Annotated in this window: 20 protein-coding genes; 9 read left to right on the top strand and 11 right to left on the bottom strand. The window is 52.4% G+C overall.

Features of this window, described 5'->3' with window-relative positions; all coding sequences use genetic code 11:
• The first annotated feature begins 66 nt into the window (after positions 1–66).
• The gene (locus HJG54_RS02470) at positions 67–624 is read left to right on the top strand and encodes a pentapeptide repeat-containing protein (RefSeq protein ID WP_316433152.1); all 558 of its coding nucleotides are present in this window, start codon (positions 67–69) and stop codon (positions 622–624) included.
• Here HJG54_RS02470 and truB read toward each other — a convergent pair.
• A complete protein-coding gene (gene truB / locus HJG54_RS02465; protein WP_316433151.1) occupies positions 621–1,535 on the bottom strand; it encodes a tRNA pseudouridine(55) synthase TruB in 915 nt (304 codons plus the stop codon). The two genes, HJG54_RS02470 and truB, sit on opposite strands and share 4 nt — an antisense overlap.
• Before the next feature lie 169 nt (positions 1,536–1,704).
• Between truB and gloA the strand changes: the two genes are divergently transcribed.
• The 3 genes from gloA to HJG54_RS02450 all read left to right on the top strand — a co-directional run bounded on the left by gloA (position 1,705) and on the right by HJG54_RS02450 (position 4,790).
• Positions 1,705–2,136, top strand: a complete 432-nt coding sequence (gene gloA, locus HJG54_RS02460; protein ID WP_316433149.1) for a lactoylglutathione lyase — start codon at positions 1,705–1,707, stop codon at positions 2,134–2,136.
• Positions 2,137–2,302: 166 nt separating this feature from the next.
• Positions 2,303–3,388 (top strand): DMT family transporter, encoded by a 1,086-nt coding sequence (locus HJG54_RS02455; protein WP_316433148.1) that lies wholly within the window; start codon positions 2,303–2,305, stop codon positions 3,386–3,388.
• Between the two features lie 187 nt (positions 3,389–3,575).
• Complete coding sequence (locus tag HJG54_RS02450; RefSeq protein ID WP_316433147.1) at positions 3,576–4,790, top strand: HEAT repeat domain-containing protein; 1,215 nt, start codon at positions 3,576–3,578, stop codon at positions 4,788–4,790.
• A 151-nt stretch (positions 4,791–4,941) separates the two neighbouring features.
• Here the strand turns inward: HJG54_RS02450 and HJG54_RS02445 are convergent, their stop codons facing one another.
• The 8 genes from HJG54_RS02445 to HJG54_RS02410 form a co-directional block, all read right to left on the bottom strand.
• On the bottom strand, positions 4,942–5,112 hold the full coding sequence (locus HJG54_RS02445; RefSeq protein ID WP_158672999.1) for a hypothetical protein: 171 nt from the start codon (positions 5,110–5,112) through the stop codon (positions 4,942–4,944).
• Positions 5,113–5,360: 248 nt separating this feature from the next.
• Positions 5,361–6,056: an ExbD/TolR family protein gene (locus HJG54_RS02440; protein ID WP_316433145.1), complete on the bottom strand. Its 696-nt coding sequence runs from the start codon at positions 6,054–6,056 to the stop codon at positions 5,361–5,363.
• 107 nt (positions 6,057–6,163) lie between these two features.
• Complete coding sequence (locus HJG54_RS02435; RefSeq protein ID WP_316433144.1) at positions 6,164–6,853, bottom strand: MotA/TolQ/ExbB proton channel family protein; 690 nt, start codon at positions 6,851–6,853, stop codon at positions 6,164–6,166.
• Between the two features lie 418 nt (positions 6,854–7,271).
• Positions 7,272–7,406 (bottom strand): hypothetical protein, encoded by a 135-nt coding sequence (locus HJG54_RS02430; RefSeq protein ID WP_316433143.1) that lies wholly within the window; start codon positions 7,404–7,406, stop codon positions 7,272–7,274.
• Positions 7,407–7,633: 227 nt separating this feature from the next.
• A complete protein-coding gene (locus HJG54_RS02425; protein ID WP_316433142.1) occupies positions 7,634–9,559 on the bottom strand; it encodes a cation:proton antiporter in 1,926 nt (641 codons plus the stop codon).
• 368 nt (positions 9,560–9,927) lie between these two features.
• Positions 9,928–11,145, bottom strand: a complete 1,218-nt coding sequence (locus tag HJG54_RS02420; protein ID WP_316433141.1) for a murein transglycosylase A — start codon at positions 11,143–11,145, stop codon at positions 9,928–9,930.
• Positions 11,146–11,165: 20 nt separating this feature from the next.
• Positions 11,166–11,420 carry a hypothetical protein gene (locus HJG54_RS02415; RefSeq protein ID WP_036001410.1) on the bottom strand — a complete coding sequence of 85 codons (255 nt, stop codon included), beginning with the start codon at positions 11,418–11,420 and terminating at the stop codon, positions 11,166–11,168.
• A 234-nt stretch (positions 11,421–11,654) separates the two neighbouring features.
• Positions 11,655–12,266 carry a peroxiredoxin gene (locus HJG54_RS02410; protein ID WP_036001408.1) on the bottom strand — a complete coding sequence of 204 codons (612 nt, stop codon included), beginning with the start codon at positions 12,264–12,266 and terminating at the stop codon, positions 11,655–11,657.
• Between the two features lie 246 nt (positions 12,267–12,512).
• Between HJG54_RS02410 and HJG54_RS02405 the strand changes: the two genes are divergently transcribed.
• Together HJG54_RS02405 and HJG54_RS02400 are read left to right on the top strand one after the other, a co-directional pair.
• On the top strand, positions 12,513–14,609 hold the full coding sequence (locus tag HJG54_RS02405; protein WP_316433140.1) for an amylo-alpha-1,6-glucosidase: 2,097 nt from the start codon (positions 12,513–12,515) through the stop codon (positions 14,607–14,609).
• A 215-nt stretch (positions 14,610–14,824) separates the two neighbouring features.
• Entirely contained in the window at positions 14,825–17,434 is a 2,610-nt protein-coding gene (locus HJG54_RS02400; RefSeq protein WP_316433139.1) for a M1 family metallopeptidase, read from the top strand.
• A 129-nt stretch (positions 17,435–17,563) separates the two neighbouring features.
• Here the strand turns inward: HJG54_RS02400 and HJG54_RS02395 are convergent, their stop codons facing one another.
• Both HJG54_RS02395 and HJG54_RS02390 read right to left on the bottom strand, forming a co-directional pair.
• Entirely contained in the window at positions 17,564–20,710 is a 3,147-nt protein-coding gene (locus HJG54_RS02395) for an ATP-binding protein (protein ID WP_316433138.1), read from the bottom strand.
• Positions 20,707–21,006, bottom strand: a complete 300-nt coding sequence (locus tag HJG54_RS02390) for a hypothetical protein (RefSeq protein WP_316433137.1) — start codon at positions 21,004–21,006, stop codon at positions 20,707–20,709. The genes HJG54_RS02395 and HJG54_RS02390 overlap by 4 nt, the downstream gene beginning before the upstream one ends.
• A gap of 228 nt (positions 21,007–21,234) precedes the next feature.
• Here HJG54_RS02390 and HJG54_RS02385 point away from each other — a divergent pair, with 228 nt between their 5' ends.
• From HJG54_RS02385 to kaiC, 3 genes are all read left to right on the top strand, one after another.
• A complete protein-coding gene (locus tag HJG54_RS02385) occupies positions 21,235–22,134 on the top strand; it encodes a circadian clock protein KaiA (RefSeq protein WP_420717319.1) in 900 nt (299 codons plus the stop codon).
• Between the two features lie 170 nt (positions 22,135–22,304).
• On the top strand, positions 22,305–22,625 hold the full coding sequence (kaiB, locus tag HJG54_RS02380; RefSeq protein ID WP_036001394.1) for a circadian clock protein KaiB: 321 nt from the start codon (positions 22,305–22,307) through the stop codon (positions 22,623–22,625).
• A gap of 319 nt (positions 22,626–22,944) precedes the next feature.
• A complete protein-coding gene (gene kaiC / locus HJG54_RS02375; RefSeq protein WP_316433134.1) occupies positions 22,945–24,519 on the top strand; it encodes a circadian clock protein KaiC in 1,575 nt (524 codons plus the stop codon).
• The last annotated feature ends 82 nt before the right edge of the window (positions 24,520–24,601 follow it).

The raw sequence follows: 24,601 nt of genomic DNA, 5'->3' as shown, positions 1-24,601 counted from the left end.
TCAAAAAAACGCGCTACCGCTCTAGCGAGGGGATAGTGCTTTCTTTTGCCAAAAACGTTTGATTATATGCAACGAATCAGTGTTAAACAGCTTTTGGCCGACTACGCCAACGGCAGACGCGATTTTAGCAATGTTGATTTAAGTCAAGCCAATTTATTTGAATGCAATCTACAGGAGATCGACTTACGAGCCAGCGATCTGCGAGGAGCCTATTTACCCTATGCCAACCTCAGCCGCGCTAATCTGCAAGGAGCCAACCTGCAAGGAGCCGAGTTGGGTAACAGTCGGTTGCAAATGGCCGATCTTTCCCAGGCCAATTTGAGTGAAACCAACCTGTTCCGGGCCGATCTGTGGTATTGCCACCTGCAAGCCGCTACTCTGATCCAGGCCAACCTGCGTAGCGCTGACCTGCGCCAAGCCGACCTCACCAATGCCGATCTGACCGGAGCAGACCTGACTGACGCCAATCTAGAACAGGCTGAGTTTACTGGAGCCAACCTGCATCGCTGTACGCTGTTTCGTGCGATTGCTGCCAACATCCAGGCTGCTCTCTATGATGAAACCACCATCTTTCCTGATGGCTATCGTAGGGACGATTTAGCAGAGGATGAGAAAGGCACCTAACTCCAGACCAGTTTTGGGATCAGCAATTTGCCGCTCTGGGTCTCTGTGACTTGCCCAATACCGAGGAATGCGCCATTGCTGGTTTGCAGGCGACAGGGAGTGGATAGGAGCAGGGTTAGATCAGCCTGCTTAGAATCTGGCAATTCCTCCCAAACGAGACGTTTGCCCTGTTGCCAATCATTGGCCTGCGGTAGGGGCAGGGTGATCAGCGGCAGGTGTTGCAGCGCTAGGGCTGGTGGCAGGGGTCCGAAGCAATTGGCCGTAATTTGCTGTTCCAACTGGTCCAATGTCAGGCTGTCCTTCAGATGGAAGCCGCTACTGCTGGTGCGAATCAGGGCGGCCAGGGTGCCTCCGATGCCCAAAACTGCACCCAAATCCCGCGCAATCGAACGGATATAGGTGCCACTGCCGCAGGCAATGTCAAGCTCCAGTTCGGGAAATTCCCCTGGGTGCCAGGCCAATATTTCAATCCGATGTACCTCTACTGTGCGCTTGGGAGCGGTTACAGCCTGTCCAGAGCGGGCCAATTCATACAGCCGTTTGCCGCCGACCTGAATGGCACTATAGCTGGGGGGAATCTGCTCGATCGTGCCTTGAAACTGCGGTAGTGCCCGCTGGAGCTGGGCTAGGCTGAGGTGGGCTGCGGGCGCTTGGGTAAGGATTTCGCCTGCCAGATCATCGGTGCTGGTAGTGATCCCAAACCGAATTTTGGCCCGATAGGTTTTTTCGTGGGACAGATATTGCAGTAAGCGTGTAGCTCTCCCAATCGCAATAGGCAAAACACCTGTTGCTGCTGGATCGAGAGTCCCACCATGCCCAACTCGCTTCAATTTCAGTAACCGCCGCACGCGAGCCACACAATCATGGGAGGTGAGGCCAAACGGTTTGTGGAGATTCAGGAATCCTTGCACGGTGTCTGATGATTTTGCAGCCTTGAGCCTTTTTACTTTACCCTTTCAGTAGAACAACTAGTAGAACAACTAGTAGAACAACTAGTAGAACAACTGGCTCTCGATTAGAGAAATCGAGCCGGAGCAATCAAGCGCAATTACGCGCTCAATCACTTACGAGGAGAACCCTATGCGTTTACTGCACACCATGCTGCGCGTCGGCAATCTAGAAGAATCGCTGAAGTTCTACTGCGATGTGTTGGGCATGAAGCTGCTGCGCCAAAAAGACTATCCAGGTGGTGAGTTCACGTTGGCCTTTGTCGGCTATGGCGATGAGGCGGACCACACGGTACTGGAGCTGACCTACAACTGGGGAACCGATCACTATGACTTGGGCAATGCCTACGGCCATATCGCAATTGGTGTGGATGACATCTACCAAACCTGCGACCGCATCAGAGCATTGGGAGGCAAAGTCACTCGCGAACCAGGGCCGATGAAACATGGCTCCACCGTGATTGCATTCGTGGAAGATCCAGATGGCTACAAAGTCGAGCTGATTCAGTTGGGCACGCAGGGATCGGCTGCTGAACGTCAGACGGCTACAGCCCAAACCGTTTAGCGCCAAATGAAATTTAAGCAGTTTGAAATAGCCATCAGAAAGGAGCACTCAGTCTAAGGCTGAATTGCAGGGGTCGAATTGTAGGAAATTTAACGTTAATTTCCTTAACAGAAATACATAATTGACTACAATCAGGTAAATACCTAGGACTGAACCCGACTAGCCCATGCACATCAAGCTAACTGAGTCAAGATTGCCCTTCGCTCCGCTGCTGCTGATTGCGCCCTTCTTCCTGTGGGGCACAGCAATGGTCGCGATGAAGGGGACGCTGCCCCACACAACGCCCCTATTTATGGCAGGCGTGCGGCTGCTGCCCGCAGGTGGATTAATTCTGCTGGCTTCACTCTGGATGGGAAGACCCCAGCCGAAGGGCTGGTCAGCCTGGTTTTGGATTTGTTTGTTCGCGTTGGTAGACGGTACCCTATTTCAAGGCTTTTTAGCCGAGGGCTTGATGCGGACCGGAGCTGGACTTGGTTCGGTGATGATTGACTCGCAGCCACTAGCGGTAGCCCTGATGGCCCGTTTGCTGTTTGGTGAGCAGGTGGGGCTGTGGGGCTGGTTGGGGTTGTGTTTTGGCGTGGTAGGCATCAGTTTGTTGGGCATTCCGCAGGACTGGTTGTTGGGCTTCTGGCAGGGCAATGTGGTGCTGGAGCAACCGTCGATTGTGGAGGCTGTGTTCCAAAACGGCCAGTGGTTGATGCTGCTAGCTGCTCTATCGATGGCTGTGGGAACCGTGATGGTACGGTATGTTAGCCGCTATGCCGATCCGGTCACTGCAACGGGCTGGCACATGATTCTGGGTGGCATTCCTCTGTTTCTTGGCTCTGCGGTTTGGGAAGCGGACCAGTGGCAGTATCTACAAGGCTCAGATTGGGTTGCTCTGGCCTATTCCACTATTTTTGGTAGTGCCATTGCCTACGGCTTGTTCTTCTATTTCGCATCGAGCGGCAACCTGACGAGCTTTAGTTCACTTACCTTTTTGACACCCGTGTTTGCCTTGCTGTTTGGCAATTTGTTTTTGGCCGAGGTGCTGGATCCATTGCAGTGGTTTGGTGTGGTTCTGACCTTGATCAGCATTTACCTAATTAACCAGCGGGACCAGCTAGGGCAACGGATGCAAACTTGGCGGCAGTGGCTTTCGGGTACGGGTGAAGCATTGCCAGAACCGGATGGGGCTGACCTAACCGATCTATCAACCGATTTACCAACTGTGCGATCTGTAGAAGCCGAATCGGAAGCTTCGTCGCTTTAAAAATTCTGCTAAACGGGTGTTGCTTTACCTATTATCTCTAGCCTACTGATTGCCCCTGTGATCGTCCTAGCGGTTGCAGGGGCTTAATATAGAAAAGTCATACCCCCAAGTCCTGTGGACAGGGAAATATGGCTTGAGTTGACTTATTTTCTGTTTACCGTTGGTCTGTAAACAGCTTTTCGATGCTATGGTTCATCGTTTCAAGTTACTGCTAGTGGCGGCCTGTCTGAGTCTGGAGCTTTTGGAACTCAGAGAAACAGCTAGCGTTCAGGCAAGTCCAGCCCAACCGAGTCCGGCTTCAATGGGTTCGGTTCAGTCTAGCTCCATTCCGGCTAAGGCTAAGGTCAACGCTCAGGCCAATCCTCCAGCGAACAAAGCCAGCTCGGCTCCAGCTAATCCAGGTTCAGCCAGTCGCACCAAGCCAGTCGCTAATCCAGCAGCCAACCCAACGGCCAATTCGGTTCCATCAGAGCCAGCATCTATCCCAACGCCTGCGGCCAATGCAGCTAATTCCTCTGGAACCAATCAGTTGGGGTGGGTGATGCTTGCTCTGCTGCTGACGGGTGGAGGAGTGGCAGTAGGACGCCGTTCCTGGCAACGCCGCTCGTTTGATCCAGCTCGACAGGCTGACTCAAAGACTAATTCCCTTGCACCAGCCGTTCAAATACTCGATCCAACCTCTTCTAATCCGGCTAATCCGGCTACTGACCAGACCAACATTTTGCCAAAGGCCGTTCAACCGGACAATTCGCCAAGCGAGAGCCAAATTTCAGACATTTCAGTTTCGGCTCCTCAAACGGCGGATATGTCAATCTCAAGTACTCAATCTGATATTCAATCTGACATTCACGCTGCAGATTCGATCAGCGTTACACCAACAACCCGCCTCGCAAAGGTGGACATTGTGCAAGCCCTGATCGCCGATTTGCACCACAGCGAGGTTGCCAAACGACGTAAAGCCATTTGGGAATTGGGCCAGCGGGGCGATTCGCGGGCGATTCAGCCTTTGGTAGATTTGCTGGTAGATGCAGATTCTCAACAGCGCAGTTTGATCTTGGCCGCGATTGCCGAAATCAGTACCCGCGCCCTCAAGCCGATGAATCGAGCTTTGTTGATCTCGCTACAAGACGAAAGTGCTGATGTCCGTAAGAATGCGATTCGCGACATGACCCGCATCTATGACTTGATCACCCAGGTGAGTCAGTTGGTGCAGTATGCCGCTAGCGATACCGATGCAGAAGTTCAGGAAACGGCCCGCTGGGCCTTGGGCCAACTGAACCGCCTCCGGACATTACCAGAACTGGAGCAAGCTACTCATTCAACGAATTCTGCTGGAGAATTAAACCGACGAGACGCCGACTCGTTATCGCCCCGCTCGCCTGGGTTAGAAGATAAAAGTTAGAAGCCAAAAAATAGCGTCCAATTAAATCCCAATCGATCCCCAAAATAAAGCCTCAGTGAAGCACCGAGGATTAAGAGATATCTAAAATCATTTTTATAGGAGTAGCACAACGTGAATCTAGCTGAATTCCTGCTAGTTGAGGAAAGCTGTATCAGTCCCAATTCACTCGATTACTCTCCCGCTTCTTTAGCGCAGCTAGCATTTGTCGTTTGACTGCAACGGCCCACACATCAAAGTTGAACTGCTGGTTAGTTCCACCGATAAACCCGTCTATGGCAGCCTGGCGCTGCTTTTCATCAGATTGCGTTTGGTTGCTGACCATGATCTTTTAACAGCACTACGATATCAACAGTTTGCCGTATTCTGGCTGGTTACTGTCTATAACAAAAGACACATTTTGCTAGATTTGATGCACCTTTCACAAAAAATCAATGCAAAAATTACATAGGCACTGCTCAAAAATTTTCCCTATCCGCTATGGGCTTGAGGGCAGCCAATTTTTCAGCTACAGGTTACATTAATCAAGAAGCAGAGCCGATCGCCTGAATGACTGGTTTAATTTTCTCCAGTTTAATCTTCTCCAGAGGGCGTCGTCTGAGGTCGCGTAGAAGCAGCGGGCAGCCTGGAAGGACTACTCAAACCAGAGGGACTACCCAAGCCATCCGCCGGATTGGAGCCACTGGAACCATTGGATCCGGGGCTGGGAAGATTGCCGCCACCTGGTGAGGTGGGGAAAGTATCTAAGTTAAATGGATTAGCACCCGGCGTCGGAAGTGGCGTCGGGGAGAGCGAACCATTAGGAACTGTAGTACCAGATGGTAGGTCAGGAAATGGCGCGTTCGGCGCGTTTGGGGTGTCACCTTCGCCTGGTAAGGTCGCTAAAGCGACTCGGTCGCCTCCCGCAGAACGCAGCAGATCCAGCACCTGGACCACATCGTTGTAGCTAGCGGCCCGAGAGGCATACAGTACCATCATGCCTTCTGGATTCTGTTGGCGAAAATTCACGATGGCCTGATAGAGCTGGTCTTTGGTGACCGGCAGCTTTTCAACATAGGCCTGACCGATTGGATCCACACTCACGATCAAAATTTGCCGCATTTGAGTGGTGCCACTGGCGGCGCGAGGCAAATCGACATTGATCGCGGCTTGGCGCGTCAGCGTCACGGCTGCCAGGATAAAAAACGTCAGAATACAAAAGATAACGTCAATCAGCGGGACAATTTCAATCCGAACGTCGGGTTCTGTGGAATCTAAATCAATTTTCATAACAAAATTCTCAACAGCTTAAACGGCTGGTTTCGTTAACCCTGACCTGTTGCTTATTGCTTGGCTTGTTTACTTGATCATTCTCTAGAGCATGCTCCAGAAGTTGCCTACTTTTCCTCGACAATCGGCGGCGCAAAATTAGCAGGTGCATCTTGGATTGGTTTTGCACGATGGCGCTGGGACCAACCTTTGCGATAGAGTAGCTCCAACTCATTGCCTGACTGACGGAATAGCTTGGCTTGCCCACTAATAAAGCCTTGAAACAGGCGATAGAACGCCAGAGCCGTAATCGCCACAATCAATCCCGTTGCGGTGCTGATCAGCGCTTCTGAAATTCCCAGCGTTACACCAGCCGTGGAATCAGTACCAATATCGCTAATTCGGATGTCTCTGAGTGACCGAATTAAGCCGAGGACCGTTCCCAACAGACCTAACAAGGGCGCTAGGGCAATTGTTGCTTCCAGCACCTTATCGCCCCGTCGCATGGTCGCCAACTCTTCGTCTGCGGTTGCCTGCAGCGCCAGTTGAAACACTTCCGGATCTGGATCCTGCAACTCCAGCGCCGAGTAAAGAAATCGCCCAATCGGTTGGTTCGACGATTTGCGAGCAATTTCAGTCGCCGCATCCCAATCGCGTCGTGCTGCCTCCAACACCCGTCCCGCAATCTCCCGTTCGTGGGTCAGGATCTTCGACCAGAACCATGCTCTTTCAATAATGGTGCTCAGTGCCAGAAACGAGAGAAACAGTAAAGGCACCATTGCGGGACCACCGCTGGCAAATAGCTCAGAAATACTCACGGTTTGGTTTTACCTCCATGCTGAACGGCAGCTCGACCCAGAAGGACGCTCACTTAACAAATGCTGAATTGCCAGTTGACTGATTCAACCCAATCAAAGGGGAAATGGAGTGTAGACAAGCCGCCCGCCCTAAACAAGACGCTTGCACCATGACTCTGGACCAGTGATTCGGTTGACTTACTCAGACAAACTTCTCAATTCTAGAGAGTTTCTGCCCTGTTTTAGCATCTGCTTTCTTCAACAGACCAATATATCGAATCGTCTCAAACTCCAACAAAAGGATTTTTAAAGTCCAGTCCAAGTCAGCTGCTCCCACTAGCGAATCCCATTTTTTTAAAAGAAATCCCCGCCAGTCACTAGAGGCAGGGAGGCAACTCAACTAAACAATCGAGCAGATGATGCGTCTGTTGAGCTGCTATCAACCGCTAGTCCGGCGAACGTGATCCATGATCTGCTGTTTGCGCTGGTCCGACATCGTAGAAGTCGGCTTCTTAATGAAATCTCCAGTGCTGCGAGCCAGGTGCTCCATAATCCGCTTTTTCCGATCGTCCATAATTGCCATAAGTCAATGAGTGCTTCACAGAATGATGTGCCTTAATCAATTGTAAAAAAATGTTTCAGGTAAGGGAGAGGGATTTTAAGTCTTGTCGGCCAGTATCGTATCGACTCGGGCAAGTCGCGCTAGAGAGGGCTAGCATGATAGCGATAGAGCACTGAGTTGCCAAACAGTTGGTTGTTCTTTGCCGTGACTCCGCCATGATCTGGCGAAATAATGCTCGATCACCCGGTCGCCCCTTCACTGCCCACTTCCACCGTCAGCGCCGCAATTGGAATTTCCTCGACTCGCGGCAGTTTTTCCAACACTAGCGTGGATTGGTTGTTGCCACCGGCCAACTGACGCAGCAGCTTGGGACGTGGATCGTGCAGGAGATAAATCAACCGATCGCCGACCTGCCACTCTTCGGTTGCGGGCACCACGGTCAGTTTGTCGTCTCGTTCTAGCAGCAGTGGCACCAGTTCCCCGGCCCGAATTAGCGCTCGTAAATGGGCTTGCTGGAACTGCAGATCTGAGTCGCGCAGGACGGTTTCGCCCAGCTTGACAGCCTTTTCTTCCAGATAACGATTCCAGGTTTTCAGCGGCATCTGGGGTGTAAATGCCTGCTGGATCTTGGGCGAGTTGGCGCTGGCATTGGCTTGAGCTTCATTAGGGAAAACGGCAAAAATCCGGGGTGGTTTGAATTCTTCGGCAGCTCGCTGGGCCAAGACTAGATTAACTTCAGCATTATTGGTGAGCGCGAGGAACGTTCCCGCTTTGGCTAATCCAGCCTTTTCTAGCACATTTACGTCGAGGGCGCTGCTGGAAAAGACCTTGAAACTCTCTGCCTCAGCGATCTGGCACTGTTCTGAATCGGTGTCGATCAGTACTACTGATTCGCCTCGGTCCTGGAATAGTTTGGCGATCAGGCGGCCTAAGGGATTGCAGCCTACAATCACAGCTCCGGTAGCTTCGGTGGAGGTAATCCGCAGCAGGCGCGCCACCCACTGAGCTGTAAGACCTTGCAGAAACACGGTGAGAATGATCGTCAGAAATACGAGGGCTTTGATCGAGTCGCCGCCATTGATGCCCCGTTGTGTCAGTAGAATCGCAAATAGAGACGCCACCGAGGCCGAAACAATGCCACGCGGAGCCACCCAGCAAAGGAAGCACTTTTGCCGCCAGTTCATATCGCTGTTCCAGGTGCACAGCCAAATATTCAGCGGCCGCACCACAAACATCAGCACCAGAACGGTCAGCAGCGATCCCCAGCCCAGAGCAAAGATGCTGGCAATCGACAAATCTGCCGCTAGCAGCACAAACAGCACCGAAACCGCCAGGATCGTCAACTGGCCTTTGAAGCGGCGCAGCAGGCGTTCTTCTGGCAACGAGGCTGCCCCCACCACCATACCAGCCGTCACCATCGTCATCAGACCTGACTCACTGCGAATCAGCTGCGCCAAACAAAACAACCCCCAGACGCCCGCCAACACCACCAGGTTTTTCAGCTCATCTGACAGAGTCGAGGCCCGCTTCAGCAGATAGCTCAACAGCCAGCCGCCCAATGCCCCAATGCCACCGCCAATTCCCAACCGGAGCAACAGCCCGCTGACAATAAACAGGGGATCGGTGTCGCCGTTCAAAATAATATCTAGGACGACCACCGCTAAAATAGCACCCACTGGGTCGATCAGCACTCCTTCGCCTTCGAGCAGCACTGAGACCTGCCGATCTACCTTCACCTGCTTCAGTAGGGGGCTGATCACTGTCGGACCTGTGACGACCACCAGCGAGGCATAGAGAAAGGCAATCGTCCAGGGAAATTCGCCCAGCCAGTGAGCCGCCATACCGCCGCCCAGCAAGGTGATCAAAACGCCAAAGCTGACGAGGTTGCGTAGGCTAACAGAAACCCGGCTCAAATCGCGCAATTGCAGATTTAGACCACCCTCAAACAAAATCAGGGCTACCGAGAGGGAGACAATCACCTCTAGCCCAACACCCAGCATATTAGGGTGTAACCAACCCATACCGTCAGCCCCTAGCAGGATGCCAAACAGCAGCAAAAACACGATGCTAGGCACTTTGAGGTAATCGGCCAACACTTGGGCACCGATTCCTGCAATAACGGCTAGGACCATTTGGAGGGTAATTTCAAGAGCAGCAGCATTCATAAAATCTGACTCAGGTGAACTACCCGCTATTTCTGATTCCGAGCTGCACTGCCGGATGGTCTTGGTCCACTGTTTGGCCCACTCACCACTAGCGAAGGTTGATCCAACTTCACAGCAATCATAAGAAATAGCAGACGTGGTCTTGAGAATCTGTCTTGAGAATGCCTAGCTTCAGTTCCTACTCCCAACTGCTTGATTCTAGTATCAATGGTTTCCGTCGTCGGACCTATGAGCGCGATTTATGTTGTGCTTCTATTTTATAAGAACAGTTTAAGTAACACATCAGTTACCACAGTCTACTTAGCATAGCACTGGCCAGGAGGGATACCTGTATCCCTCAGATTACGCTCAAGCCGGATTGCCTCAAGCTAGGAACTAGGGGATTTCAACAGCAGATAGTATAGCTGCCCAGTGTGGTTGATTTGGCCTGCTTGTTCGCCTGCGGCAGTGCCAGTCCCGACAAACAAATCGACCCGTCCAGCACCGCGAATGGCTCCGCCTGTATCCTGGTCCAGCACATAGCGGCTAACGGGCAGCGCATCCTCTGCTTGGCTTTCAGGCAGCTGAGTATAGATCAGGGCTAAAGCGCCTGGAGGCATTAACGATTTATCGGTCGCGATCGAGCGTCCAGCCGTGACCGGAACCCGCAGACTGCCAGTGGCCGGTGAACCAGTTGTTTCCTTGAAGAAGACGAAGCGGTTATTGCGCGGCAGGTATCGATCTAGCTCGGCTGGGTGTTGGCGAAAGTAGGTTCTGACGGCAGCTAGCGTCAGGTCTGATTCGGCAATCTTCCCGGCATTCACCAGTTCCCGTCCGATACTGACATAGGGATAGTCGGTCCGTCCAGCGTACCCAATCGCCATCACTGACCCGTCTGTGAGCTGGAGGCGGGCTGACCCCTGCACCTGCACCAGATAGGCTTCCAGGCGATCCCGCAGCCAAACTAGTTCTAACCCTCGGAGGCGCTGATTCTGCAACCCATCTGCTCCCTCTAGCTCTAAACGAGTAGGATGCGGCGTCGGCCATTGCTTCAAATCGGGCGGTAGGCGATAGAGGGGATAGCGAAAGTCGCCTGTACGAACCCGACTAGCTGCATGAACCGGCTCAAAGTAGCCCGTAAAGCTGACGGTTCCCTCCCCATCCGAACCAACGGACTGGTACAGGTCAAACTCCTGCTGGACCGCCGAGCGGAGCGCTTCTGGCGAACGGGCCGTCAAAACCAACTGGCGAAATCGGGCCAAACTCCGACGCACTCGCTCCAAGCTAAAGTCAGAGATTAGATAGGCTTGATAGGCGGCGACCGCTTCTGGCGTTTGCAAATAGTCAAGCGAGTAGTCGATAGCGGTGACCAAAGCCGCTCGATCGCTGGACCGACTCCAGAGCCGATCGTCTAAACCTAGCTCAGATGACACCTCTGCACTCCATTCCACCCGCTGGAGGGGGAGTCTGGCCTGCTCTTGGTTCGTCTGAATCGGAGGAGCGGAGTCTGGACTCGTTACACCCTGACTGATCTGAATTGGCCCCTGGGCTGGCATAGGCGAGAGCATTGTGCCCAAACTGATAGCAAGCCAGACAAACGGTTTCATCGCGATGTAAAAACTCAACCTCAAAAATCTCGATCCACGCTGCCGTAGAAGACTGGCTCTACTCGCAAGGCCACTACCTGCGACGGACGCAGCACCATATACTCGCCCTGCATTGTTTTCAGCGGCACGTTAATGAAATCATCGGAACCGGATTTGGGCACCAGTTCGCCGCTATACCACTTTTGAAAATCCTGGATAGTCGAGAAGCGGACTTCTTCGCGGTGCCCCCCTTCCAGCAGGATGTGAACGGCATATTCACTCGGAGTTCTGGGCATAGGATCATCCTCAACGCCTTAACAACAATACCCTACGTTAGCCCGAGGGAAAATGGCTATTCACCTAGTCGAGCAACGGGGTCAACATTCCCTGTCAATATTCCCCGATCGGAAAGCAGTTCAACAGCGCCACCCTAAACCTACAGCAATCACAGCAGCAAAATCACAGCCACAAAAAAGGTGGGTCGCAACCCACCTACGGAAACCAATCAGATGATTTAATCGATCACTTTACTACACTGCCGCAAAGAATTCCTTCGATTTAACCGGATCAGGATTCATCGTGGCATCACCGGGCTTCCAGTTTGCAGGGCAAACTTCATCGGGGTGAGACTGTACATACTGAATCGCTTGCAGCGTCCGCAGCGTCTCATCCACACTACGACCGAAGGCCAGGTTGTTGATTGTGGAGTGCTGAATCACACCATCTTTGTCGATGATGAACAGACCACGCAGAGCAATACCGGCTTCTGGATCGAGCACATTGTAAGCTGCGCTGATTTCTTTCTTGATATCTGACACTAGCGGATACGCTAAATCGCCAACTCCGCCCGACTTCCGATCGGTTTGCGTCCAAGCCAAGTGAGAGAATTCGCTGTCTACCGATACACCTAAAATTTCCGTGTTAATGGCTTTGAATTCGTCGTAGCGATCGCTAAATGCGGTAATCTCAGTAGGGCAAACAAAGGTGAAATCTAGCGGGTAGAAGAACAGAACAACGTACTTGCCGCGATAGTCTGATAGCTTAATTGTTTTGAATTCCTGATCGTATACAGCAGTGGCCGTGAAGTCAGGTGCAGATTGACCAACCCGGAGACATCCTTCGGAACTGTAGGTCAGGGTCATGAATGAATCTCCTTAACTAACTACGTCTACTTTCAATAAAGTGTTGCTCTTAACTAGCCGACTAAGCTTCAGCCGCCAGCAGAGCATATGCTTAAAGAACTGTAACAACTATATCATAGTCATAACGATTTTGAGTAGAGGTAGGCAATCTCAGTACTGAGTATTGCTTCCCTGTTGCCTAAAACCGTAGGTTTGCCAATAATTAAGTCTGACTGGTAAACCAAACAGCCATTCAACGTAGGGGGCATGGATAATTTAGATACCAAAGAATGGCTGCTGACGAATGGATTGGGAAGTTTTGCTAGCGGCACCATTTGCGATGCCCATACTCGCACCTACCACGGTTGGCTGAGCGCAGCTCTTGATCCGCCTGGGCAACGAACCTTGCTGCTGGCTCGCATTGATGCCAGTCTGGAGATAGCCGGACAATCGGTGGAATTGGGCGTTAATTTCTGGAAAAGTGGAGCGGTTGCGCCGCTTGGATATCGCCTATTGCAGGGGTTTGAGGTCGATCCGGTGCCGACTTGGATCTGGGGACAATCTCACTGGCAGTTGACTCGGCGGTTGTTGATGCCCTACGGTCTCGTATCAACCGCAACAGGAGCACCCCAATTCTGTAATCGGGTGTTGATTCAGTATCAGTACCACGGTCATCAACCAGCCGTTCTGAAACTGAGGCCATTGATCGGCGACCGAATTTTTCACTACCAGCAGCAGGCTCAGCCCGATCTTCAATTTGCCCAGTGGGTTGAACCCAACGGCATTTTGTTGCAAGCCAAACGCTCCGACTGGTTCGGCACTCCCTGGCAGTTGACCTGGACCCACGGCGACTACCAACCCGACGGAATTTGGTATTGGGGCTACCGCTATCCCGAAGAAACCCAGCGCGGCTTAGCCGATGTCGAAGACCTTTACAGTCCGGGCTGTCTGATGGTGATGATGGCTCCGGGAGACAGCGTGACGCTAGAAGCATGCGTTCGCGTTGATGGATTTTCTTCACCCTTACAGGCGGATAGTTTTGAGCAGGCGCTGATGGCGGAGCGGCAGCGGTTGGGGGAGGGATCTGGGGAAGAGAAGGAAGATGGGGGAGATGCGGCTCGTGAGCCTCGCCGAACGAGGGAAGATGGGGGCGTAAGAGCGGAGGCTGAGCTGCGGCGGCGATTGTTGCAGGCTGGGGATCAGTTTCTGGTGTACCGGGCGTCTACCAAGGGTCCGACGATGATTGCGGGCTATCCCTGGTTTAATGACTGGGGCCGCGATACGCTGATTGCCCTACCAGGATTGACGCTGGCAACCGGACGGTTTGATCTGGCTAGGGGGCTGCTGCGCACCTTCGGCCAATATTGCCAGCAGGGGTTGATTCCCAATGCCTTTCCTGATGCTGGAGCCAAACCGTTTTACAACACGATTGATGCGGCGCTGTGGTGGGTGGAATCCTTGGGACTTTATCTGGAGGCTAGCCAGGACTGGGAGTTTTTAGCAGAGCAGTATGCCGTGGTTTGGGGCATCTATAAAGGTCTGATGGCAGGCACGCTCTACAGTATTCGGGTCGATGCTTTTGATGGATTAGTTACGTGGGATTCGCCGCAGGTAGCGCTTACCTGGATGGATGCGGTGGTGGAAGCGGAACCGGTGACGCCTCGACGCGGTAAGCCTGTAGAAATCAACGCTCTCTGGTATTCGGCGCTCTGTTGGGCGCAGCAATGGGCAGAACGATTGCAGCAGTCTCAGTCTGACTTCTTACCAATGGATGCCGCCACGTTGACGAATCAGGCTCGCCGCTATGCGACACAAGCCGAGCAGGTGAAACGTTCGCTGCAAATCTATTGGAATCTGCTTGAGGGCTATCTGTTTGACACAATCAACCCGGATGATTCGCCGGACCGGACGATTCGCCCCAATGCCGTGATTGCCCTGTCGCTGCAACACTGTGGTTTTTCAGAGGCGATTGGTCGCTCAGTGGTGCAGGTGGCTCAGCAGCGGCTGCTAACCCCCTATGGGTTACGGTCTCTCGACCCTGCCGATCCGCAGTACATCGGACAGTATCGTGGTGGGATCTGGCAGCGGGACCGCGCTTATCATCAGGGGACCGTATGGCCCTGGTTGATTGGTCCATTTATTCGAGCTTGGCAACGGTTTTATCCGGATGATCCAGTTCCGTTTGACTGGCAGCCTTTGCTACACCACTTTCAGCACCAAGCCTGTCTGGGGTCCATTTCAGAAATGTTTGACGGTGATGCTCCCCATGCTCCCAAGGGAGCGATTGCCCAGGCGTGGTCGGTGGCTGAGGTGATTCGCCACTGGGTGCAGCCTCCACAGGAAAGGCAAGATGAAGTGGATTAGTTTTTGCTAGCCTGAGTCTGTTCTATTCTGAATCTAGAGCCGCTGTTGGTGCCGTGGCATCGCAAACTGGCGAAGGCCCTATCTCTAAGGGGAGCTACGAGAGTCAGTTCACTGATTTTGCACAGTAAATCCCTATACTGCCCTTCCTTGATTGGTCGCACTAGTTTGTTGTTTGTTTTTGTTGAATTATTCTGTTGAATCCGGGCGAGCTGTACATGCCATACTTTTCCTTCGATGAGAATAACGGACGCAAATCATTTGAGCTACCAGGGGCAAAACCCCACTACAACCCGGATCGCCCCGGCCAAGTAGAGCATATTTTTCTAGATTTGCATCTCGATATTCCGAATCAGAGCTACCAGGGCACCTGTCAGATTCGGCTCAATCCAGTCCGCAGTGGGATCGATCGGTTGACGCTGGATGCTGTGAATCTGCAGATTAATACGGTGCAAGTTAATGATGTGTTGCAACCGTTTGACTACGATGGGGAACAACTGCACATCCGGCTTCAGCCCACCACCCAAGCTGGTAAGCCCCTCACCCTCGTCATTGCCTATCAGGTGGAAAGACCCCAGCGTGGCATTTATTTTATTGCCCCAACTCCGGATTATCCCCACAAGCCAACTCAAGTCTGGACCCAAGGCGAAGATGAAGACTCGCGCTATTGGTTCCCCTGCTTCGACTACCCTGGCCAACTGGCGACCTCCGAGATTCGCGTCCGGGTGCCCAAGCCCTATCTCGCTATTTCCAACGGTGAACTGGTGTCAACTGAGGCCATCGGGGACGACAAAATTTACCACTGGTTGCAAAAGGAAGTGCATCCCACCTACCTAATGACCTTAGCCGTGGGAGACTTTGCCGAACTGCGCGACGAATGGCAGGGTAAACCCGTGGTCTACTATGTGGAAAAAGGCCGCGAAGCCGACGCCCGCCGCACCATGGGCAAAACGCCCCGCATGATCGAGTTCTTCAGCCAGACCTACGGCTATCCCTATCCGTTTCCCAAATACGCCCAGATCTGCGTCGAAGATTTCATCTTTGGCGGGATGGAAAACACCTCCACGACGCTATTAACCGACCGCTGCCTGCTGGATGAACGCGCCACACTCGACAACCGCAATGCTGAAAGCTTAGTTGCACACGAATTGGCCCACCAGTGGTTTGGCGATCTGGTCGTGATCAAGCATTGGTCCCATGCCTGGATTAAAGAAGGAATGGCTTCCTATGCCGAAGTCCTGTGGACGAACCACGAATATGGAGCCAACGAAGCGGCCTATTACCTGCTCAACGAAGCCCGCAGCTACCTGAGCGAAGACAGCTCCCGCTACCGCCGCCCAATTGTCACCCACATCTACCGAGAAGCGATCGAACTCTACGACCGGCATCTGTACGAAAAGGGAGCCTGTGTCTATCACATGATCCGGGCCGAGTTGGGCGACGAGCTGTTCTTCAAAACTATTCGCACCTTTGTGCAAGACAATGCTCACCGCACGGTCGAGACGGTGGATCTGCTGCGAGCAATCGAAAAAGCTACCGGACGTAATTTGCAGTTTTTGTTTGACCAGTATGTGTTTCGCGGCGGCCATCCGGAATATAAAGTTGCCTACACCTGGGATGGAGACAGCAAGCTGGCCAAAATCACCATTACCCAAACCCAGGCCAAACCGGGTGATACCAGCAGCAGCAGTGGCTTGTTTGATCTGAAAGTTCCGATTGGTTTTGGATTGGTCAAAGAAGGCACCACCTCGCTGCAAACCTTCACGGTGCGGGTGCATGAGTATGAGCAGAGCTTTTATTTTCCGCTGTCCGAGAAGCCCCAGTTTGTCAGCTTTGATGTGGGCAATGCCTACCTCAAAACCGTGACGCTGGAGTATCCGCTGGCCGAACTGAAAGCTCAGTTGCAGTACGACCCAGACCCGGTATCTCGGATCTATGCAGCCGAAGCAATTGCTAAGAAGGGCGGTTTAGAAGCAGTGAAGGCATTGGCCGCCGCCCTGAAGCAAGAACCATTCTGGGCTGTGCGGGCCGAGGTGGCTGAGCAGTTGGGGAGCGTCAAGCTGGACCAGGCATTTACTGAGTTAACGCAAGGTTTGGCCGATCCAGAGGCGCGGGTACGTCGGTCAGTGGTGGGTGCACTGGCAAGAATCAAGACGCCAGAAAGTTTTGCTGTTCTTAAGCCTGTAGCTGAGCAAGGAGACGCCAGCTACTACGTGGAAGCCTCCGCCCTATCGGGATTGGGCAGCATTGCCGCAAACTTCACTGCAAGCTCCGACGACCGTCCGGAAACCGAAATCCTGTTACAGCTCTATCGCTCGGTGCTGACAGAACGGGCTGGATGGAACGAAACGGTTCGTAGTGGAGCCATTGCTGGCCTGAGTCAGCTCAAGACCTCAGAAGCCGCTCTCGATCTGGTGCTGCAATACACCAAAGCAGGTACTCCCCAAGCGTTGAGGCTGGCAGCCATTCGTGCTCTAGGGGCCATCTCCAGCGGCCAAACGAATGTCAATCTAGAACGGATTCTGAATCGGTTGGAAGAGCTATCCCGCGAGTCGTTTTTCTTAACCCAGGTGGCTACGGTGAGCGCCTTGGGGCAAATGGAAACCGTCAAAGCGATGGGGCTGCTGTCTGCTCTAATTGAGCAAACCCCAGATGGTCGGGTGCGGCGAATGGCAGAAGAGGCGGTACAGCGAGTCAGCAAAGCTATCGGTCCTGACAAAGCCGTGAAAAAACTGCAAGAAGAACTGGAGCAGCTCAAGAAAGACAACCAGGAATTGCGTAGCCGTTTGGAAACACTGGAGGCGAAGGCAAAACAAGAGGTGGGTTGAGGGATCTCCTGATATCAAATCCGACTAAACGCCCTAAATTTAAATGCCGCGTTATACAGGCGTTTCGCCGAAACGCCTCTATCCGAACTCTGGCTGATCAACCGGATTTGATATGACTCCTGTTTCCCCTCACCGCTGAGTTGCCCCCAAATGCTGACGAGATTCAGCCAGGGTTTGGTTGATTTGGACCAGCAGTTCCAGGATTGAGAGAGATGGAGGCAAAATCCGAGTGGCCACTCGGTTCCATTCGGATGCTTCTGAAGCAGAGGTTGCCGTTTGGCTATGGTAGTTCCAAACTACTACCGGCGGATAATTGGCAAGCTGTTGTAGGCTATGTACCATCTGGGCGACTATTGCAGCCGAGGTCACGGGAGTGACGCAGAACAGCAACAGATCAACGCTTTGATGCTGGAGGGCATGCTGTACCTTTTCCCAACTATGGCTGACTGCACTGCGAAACCCAGCGGTTTGCAAATACTGGACCAGCGCCCGCACGGGTGGGCGGGATGCAGCCACCGGCTCACCTAGTTCGATTGCGCCGCAGTCCACGATCAGAATATGCGGTACCCAACTCACGCCTGCCGCAAGCTGCATGATTTGTATTAGTTCGGCCATGTCAGGCTGGGGGAGGGACCCATCTTCGCTGGCGGCAATCATCGCCAGGTAGGGAAATACGGCCAGCCCTGGAATTTGGTTTGCTGCTCGTGTCAGATCAGCCGTGAGGGTAATTAGCGGTAGATCGGCCAATGAGGTTGTCTGACTGAGCTGTTGCACGAAGGTTTGCACGTCTGTCTCGACCCGGTCGATCAGCACGACGTCTGGCTTCCACACCCGCGCCAGTAGATCGGCCTGTTCTAGATCATCTACTTCCAGCACCCGGCAATGATGGTGATCTGAGATCAGCGTTAGGGAGGGGTGTCCCTCATACAGATGCAGGACGGTGATGGCGGTAGTAGGGGCGTGCTGCTCAGGAGCAGGTGGTTTGACCAAGCGATTGAGGCAGCGTTCGAGCGCTTCGATGGCAATTGGCAAACTCAAAAAGCCGTCTGCGCCATGCTGATACGCCTGATCCTTTTCAACGCGGACGGCAGTGACCACAATCGGAATTGCGCGGGTCGTGTCATCGGTTTTCAGCAGCGTCAGCACATCCCAACCGGAAAGCAGCGGCAGTAGCGGATTGAGCAAAATCACAGTGGGCTGTAACCGGCGGGCTTTTTCAATTGCTTCTGTACCAGAGCGAGCCACCACTGCTCGATATCCCAGTTCAGTTAATTGTTCGACGCGCTCATCGAGTCGCTCATCTCCAGCTTCCACGATCAGCACCAAGCGATTGCGCTCCCTAGTAGAACGCGAGGATTGGATCGAGGCTGCCAGGTTCAACTGAAAATCAGATTCGCTGGCTTGGGGAGGCACAGGCGGCAACAGCAGCGTAAATTGACTTCCTTCATGGGGCACCGATGTAAAGGAGATATCACCTCCATGCAGACGAGCCAGCCGCTGTGTCAAGACCAATCCCAGCCCGGTGCCGTGAAACTGGCGGGTCAGAGTTTGCTCAAGCTGCTGAAATTTCTGAAACACTAAGTGCTGTTTCTCGACAGGAATGCCAATGCCCGTGTCCCAAACGGTGAAGGTGAGCCATCCTTCCCAAGCTTCTACCCGGAGACCAATCTCACCTCCCGACTCGGTGAATTTAATCGCATTTGACAGCAAATTAATCAGCATCTGCCGCAGCCGCAGCTCATCCGCCACAATGTACTGCAAGGCTGGATGGATATCCAAGTGAAACTGCACCTGTGGCTCCGGTGCCAGATCGGTGTTGTTTTCCACTAGGTGCTGCTGCTGAGCCAGTTCGTAGGCTTGCTGACACACGGTTGGAATATGCACCTGCTCTAACAGCAGCTCTAGCTGACCGGTCTCGATTCGAGTCAGGTCTAGAATATTGTTGATGATGGCAATCAGGTGGCGTCCGCTGCGGTAAATGAGCTGAGCATAGTGAGATTGGCGTTCATTCAAATCTCCCAGGAGCTGGTCTTTGAGCAGACTTGACATCCCCAGCACTGCCGTTAGCGGTGTTTTCAGCTCGTGGCTAATGCAGGCCAAAAATTCATCCTTGAGGCGATTGAGCTGAATCAGATCGGCATTTTTAGCGGCTAGCTCTTTGGCGACCTGCTGCTGTTCGGTCATATCTTGCGCCAGAACCAGCCACAGCCGCTCGGTTTGCATCAGCGTTCGCCAGTTCGGATCGGGGCTGAATTTAAGCGATGCTAGCTTGAACGGTAACAGAGCAGACTGGCCCAGGGATTGGTGCGGCCAAGATGGCACCGTTGCTTCCAGCTCAGAACTCCCTTCCTCGCTGGTGAATGGGTTAGCCAGGCCCATCGGCACTTTGATGAACTGCCACACTCGCTCTTGTCCATCCTTCATGGGGCAGACGCAGATGCAGGTATTGGGTTCTGTGCCCAAGTGACAAACGGCAAACGACGTTGAGGGTTCCGGCGGCACTGGCATTGAGCTGAGCGCGGGCGATGAGTCTGGAGGGGAACCCGACAAACCAGTCTGTACTTCAGTCCGGGAGCGAGGTTTGGCATCGGTACGGCAGGCTAAAGTAGCTTCTAGAATGCGGGCGGCAGCACGTCGAATTCTCTGCGGATGCTGAATACTGCCGACTCGTTGACGCCAAGCCAGGTTTTGAGTGATCACCCGTCCGGCTGAGGTCTGTAGCATTAGGGGCAGAGGCAGGCGTTCGAGGAGATCGATCAACGGGTCTGGGCAGATGGCCTCACTGATCAAAGGCTGAAGGGATGGGATGGGATGGGTTTCGACTGGTGTGTTTGAGGCTGCTATCTCTGGAGCCAGTGCTTCAGTTGGGTCCTCTGTAGCAAGCTGATGCAGCAGCTGTAAGCGATCTAGCACGCCCACATAGCGCCCGTTGTCATCAACCAAAACGATAGAGCGTTGAACAATATCGACTAGATGAGTCTGCACTTGGATGGAATTGGCCTCGGTTCGGAGCACAATCACCGCATCAATCAAGTGCTGATACATGATCAGGCTATTCTGAAGCTGGCTCTGGATCGACGGCAGCGCGTTGCCGATGGCAAATACGGTGATAAATCGATTCAGCTTCAGCACGCCCAAGGGCACCTGCTGTTCATCAACGACCACTATCTGATCGGTTCCCGCCTGCTGAAATAATTGCCAAATTGCGGCCAGGGAGTCAGTCTCACCGCAGACCGGAGCTGATACAATGAATTCTCTAAGCGGAGAGATATTCATCCGTCACTGAGCCAGAACGCAATAAAGGAGGCGGTTACAGGAGCAAAGCTGAAGCAAAGCTGATCAGGATGGGGCATGCGCTGAGCTACAGAGCTGAACGGCAGACTAGAGAGCAAAGGGTAGGGCGTGGGGTAGGGCGTGGGGTAGGACGTGAAGCAATCGAATCGACAGCTAAATTCTCGAGCTGCTTCCGGACTAACAGATTCAGAGCCAGAGGTGGCTGCCAGCAACCCAATCAGCAGATTTCCAGCTATTTCTATTGGGTAGTCGGTGAACAAGCGAGTTTCTAGCAGCAATGAAATCGAGAATCTGAACCCACCTCAATTATGACGGTATAGTCGAGTCAGCAGGCGTTTTTCAACTACAATAAATGTTAAGTATTTTTATTGGTATTGACTTTGCATATCGATTCTCCTACCTGCGTTGAGCGCTGTTAGTCAATGGTTTTAATCAAATTTAGCCATTGATCGGATTTCGTTAAGTTGTAAAGTGTTGCTGTGCTGTAATCTCAATTCTTCAAAGCTTTGCGTTCTTCCCTCTCAATTTGTGTCTTCTGCACGTCTGAACCGTTTGCTCAGCTCCTCTTGCCCTACTTAGAAGAGCTGTTGCTGCCCGAAGTAGGCCGCTATCACAGCACCATATTCCGCTCCAGCGATGATTTGCTGGCCCATATTCAGCAGACTGGCCATGTGGATTGTCTAGTGCTGGAGGCAGAGCCGGAGCTGCAAGCGTTTCTTGATCAGCTGCAACAGCAGGCTTGGTTTTTCCCAACGGTAATTTTAGAATCTCCGGCGTCGGATCTGAAGCCAGCTAATTCCGAACAGGCTGATTTAGCCGATGGGCAATCAAACCATCTAGAGGAATTTTCCTACCATGCGGCCATGGTCTGCCTGTCAGCTCAGCAGTTTAACCAGATCGGGCTGGCCATTGACCAGGCCATTAGCAAATTCATTCAACTCAAACCCGGAAAGCAGGTACCTGCTACTATTGCAGAATCTTTCAACAGTCGGGAACTCATGGCACAACAGCTTCGATTAGCTGAAAAATTGAAGGAGCGGCTTGATTATTTAGGTGTCTACTACAAACGAAATCCGCGCAATTTTTTACGTCACATGGCTTCACCTCAGAAGGAAGACCTGTTGCGGCAACTTAAGGCAGACTACCGGGAAATCATTTTGGCTTATTTTTCAGATGAGCCTCGTCTGAATGATAAGATTGACCACTTTGTCAACGTTGCTTTCTTTGCGGATGTGCCGATTTCCCAGATTGTGGAAATTCACATGGAGTTAATGGATGAATTTTCCAAACATCTTAAGCTAGAAGGCCGCAGTGACGAGGTATTGCTTGACTATCGCCTCACCCTGATTGATACATTGGCCCATTTGTGCGAGATGTACCGTCGATCAATTCCGCGCGAATCTTAGATTGCTGCTAAGTTGATCTAAGGGTAGGATGGCAAACTGAATCTGTGCTGCTACTACCTGTGATCTAAGCCGTACTGTGCTACCTGCTTTATTATCAACCCTATAAGCACCTGTGATTTTAACCCTACTCCTAGCCCATTAGTTCTACCTGTGAGCCTAGCCCTAATCCCATGAGTCCATTAAAAAAGACCTATATTCTGAAGCTTTATGTGGCAGGAAATACGCCCAATTCGGTGAGGGCGCTCAAAACGCTGAACAACATTTTAGAGAAAGAGTTTCAAGGGGTGTATGCCCTCAAAGTGATCGATGTGCTGAAAAACCCTCAGTTGGCTGAGGAAGATAAAATCTTAGCAACTCCCACATTAGCAAAGATCCTGCCGCCGCCTGTGCGCAAAATTATTGGTGATTTGTCGGATCGGGAGCGGGTATTAATTGGTTTAGATCTGCTTTACGACGAACTACAAGAGGAAGAATCAGAAAATCTGACGTAATTGACCAAGTTTGCCTACGATAGGATAGGTGATTCAAATCTTCGCCGCGTTGTGTTTGTCACTGCTTGCCAGTCTTTCGGACCGCTGATATCAACTCTTATCTTCCTCGCTACAATGGTCTGCCTTTCGTAGGGGACCGCTGACTGCAATAGCCAGTGTTGAGCTTCCCTTAAAGCGTATAATGCAAGGTCAGGCGCACGCTCCATCTAGCGTTCATCTAAATCTGATAAATTTGGATGTTTGAATCCTTTAGATGAAGCCAAATTTTTTCTATCGAAGCTCCACGCTTAATCAAAATGAGTAAAGGTTACGTTGAACCATGACCCAAACCAGCCCAGATGGACAGCAAAGCATGACAATTGCTGGAGTTCAAAAAATTCGCACCATGATTGAGGGGTTTGATGATATCAGTCATGGTGGTTTGCCGGTTGGTCGAACCACATTGGTCAGCGGCACGTCGGGTACAGGTAAAACCCTGTTTGCCACCCAGTTTCTCTACAACGGCATTACCCAATTTGATGAGCCTGGTGTTTTCGTCACCTTTGAAGAATCCCCGGCAGATATTATCAAAAATGCCTGCAGCTTTGGCTGGAATTTGCAGCAGTTGGTAGACGAGGGCAAGCTGTTTATTTTGGATGCCTCTCCTGATCCGGAAGGGCAAGATGTGATCGGCAATTTTGACCTCTCGGCCTTGATCGAGCGGATTCAGTATGCGATTCGCAAATACAAAGCCAAGCGGGTTTCGATCGATTCGGTGACGGCGGTATTTCAGCAGTACGATGCGGCTTCGGTAGTGCGGCGGGAAATTTTTCGCTTAGTGGCGCGGCTGAAGCAGGTGGGTGCCACCACAATCATGACCACCGAGCGCTTGGAAGAGTATGGGCCAGTGGCACGGTTTGGGGTGGAAGAATTTGTCTCTGATAACGTGATCATTGTCCGCAATGTCCTGGAAGGGGAGCGGCGGCGGCGCACGATGGAGATTCTAAAGCTGCGCGGCACTACTCATATGAAGGGAGAGTATCCCTTTACGATTACCAACCAGGGCATCAATATCTTCCCGCTCGGCGCAATGCGGCTAACCCAACGATCCTCGAATGTGCGGGTTTCTTCCGGCGTTAAAACGCTGGATCAAATGTGCGGCGGTGGCTTTTTCAAGGATTCGATTATTTTGGCGACGGGCGCAACCGGCACGGGCAAAACTCTGTTGGTGAGCAAATTCTTGCAGGATGGCTGCCGGGTCAACGAACGGGCACTGCTGTTTGCCTATGAAGAATCGCGGGCGCAGTTGTCGCGGAACGCCTACTCTTGGGGCATTGATTTTGAAGACCTAGAACAGCAGGGACTGCTGAAAATCATCTGCGCCTATCCTGAATCGGCAGGCTTAGAGGATCACCTGCAAATCATTAAGTCAGAGATTTCGGAGTTCAAACCCTCCCGGATTGCGATTGATTCCCTCTCAGCCTTGGCGCGGGGCGTCAGCAACAATGCCTTTCGGCAGTTTGTGATCGGCGTGACGGGGTTTGCCAAGCAGGAGGAAATTACCGGCTTCTTCACCAACACCACCGATCAGTTCATGGGGTCCCACTCGATCACCGATTCCCATATTTCCACCATCACCGACACAATTTTGCTGTTGCAGTATGTGGAGATTCGTGGCGAAATGGCGCGGGCGATCAACGTGTTCAAGATGCGCGGCTCTTGGCATGACAAGGCAATTCGAGAATATATCATCAGCGGCGATGGACCCGAAATCAAAGACTCGTTCCGCAACTTCGAGGGTATCATTAGCGGCTCTCCATCGCGGGTGGCGGTTGATGAAAAGAATGAACTGTCTCGAATTGTGCGCGGGTTTCAGGAGAAGTCGCAGGATAGCCCAGACAGTAAACCGGATTAGCGTCGGCCAAGCTTGGGCTGCATAGGTTCAACAGATGCGTGCTCCTCAACTCAGAGAATTCAGCCAAAATAAAAATAAGCCT

It is taken from the genome of Leptolyngbya sp. NK1-12 (genome assembly GCF_032598965.1).
Taxonomy (GTDB): Bacteria; Cyanobacteriota; Cyanobacteriia; order Elainellales; family Elainellaceae; genus Elainella.
This window is presented reverse-complemented; position numbering and strand designations above follow the sequence as displayed.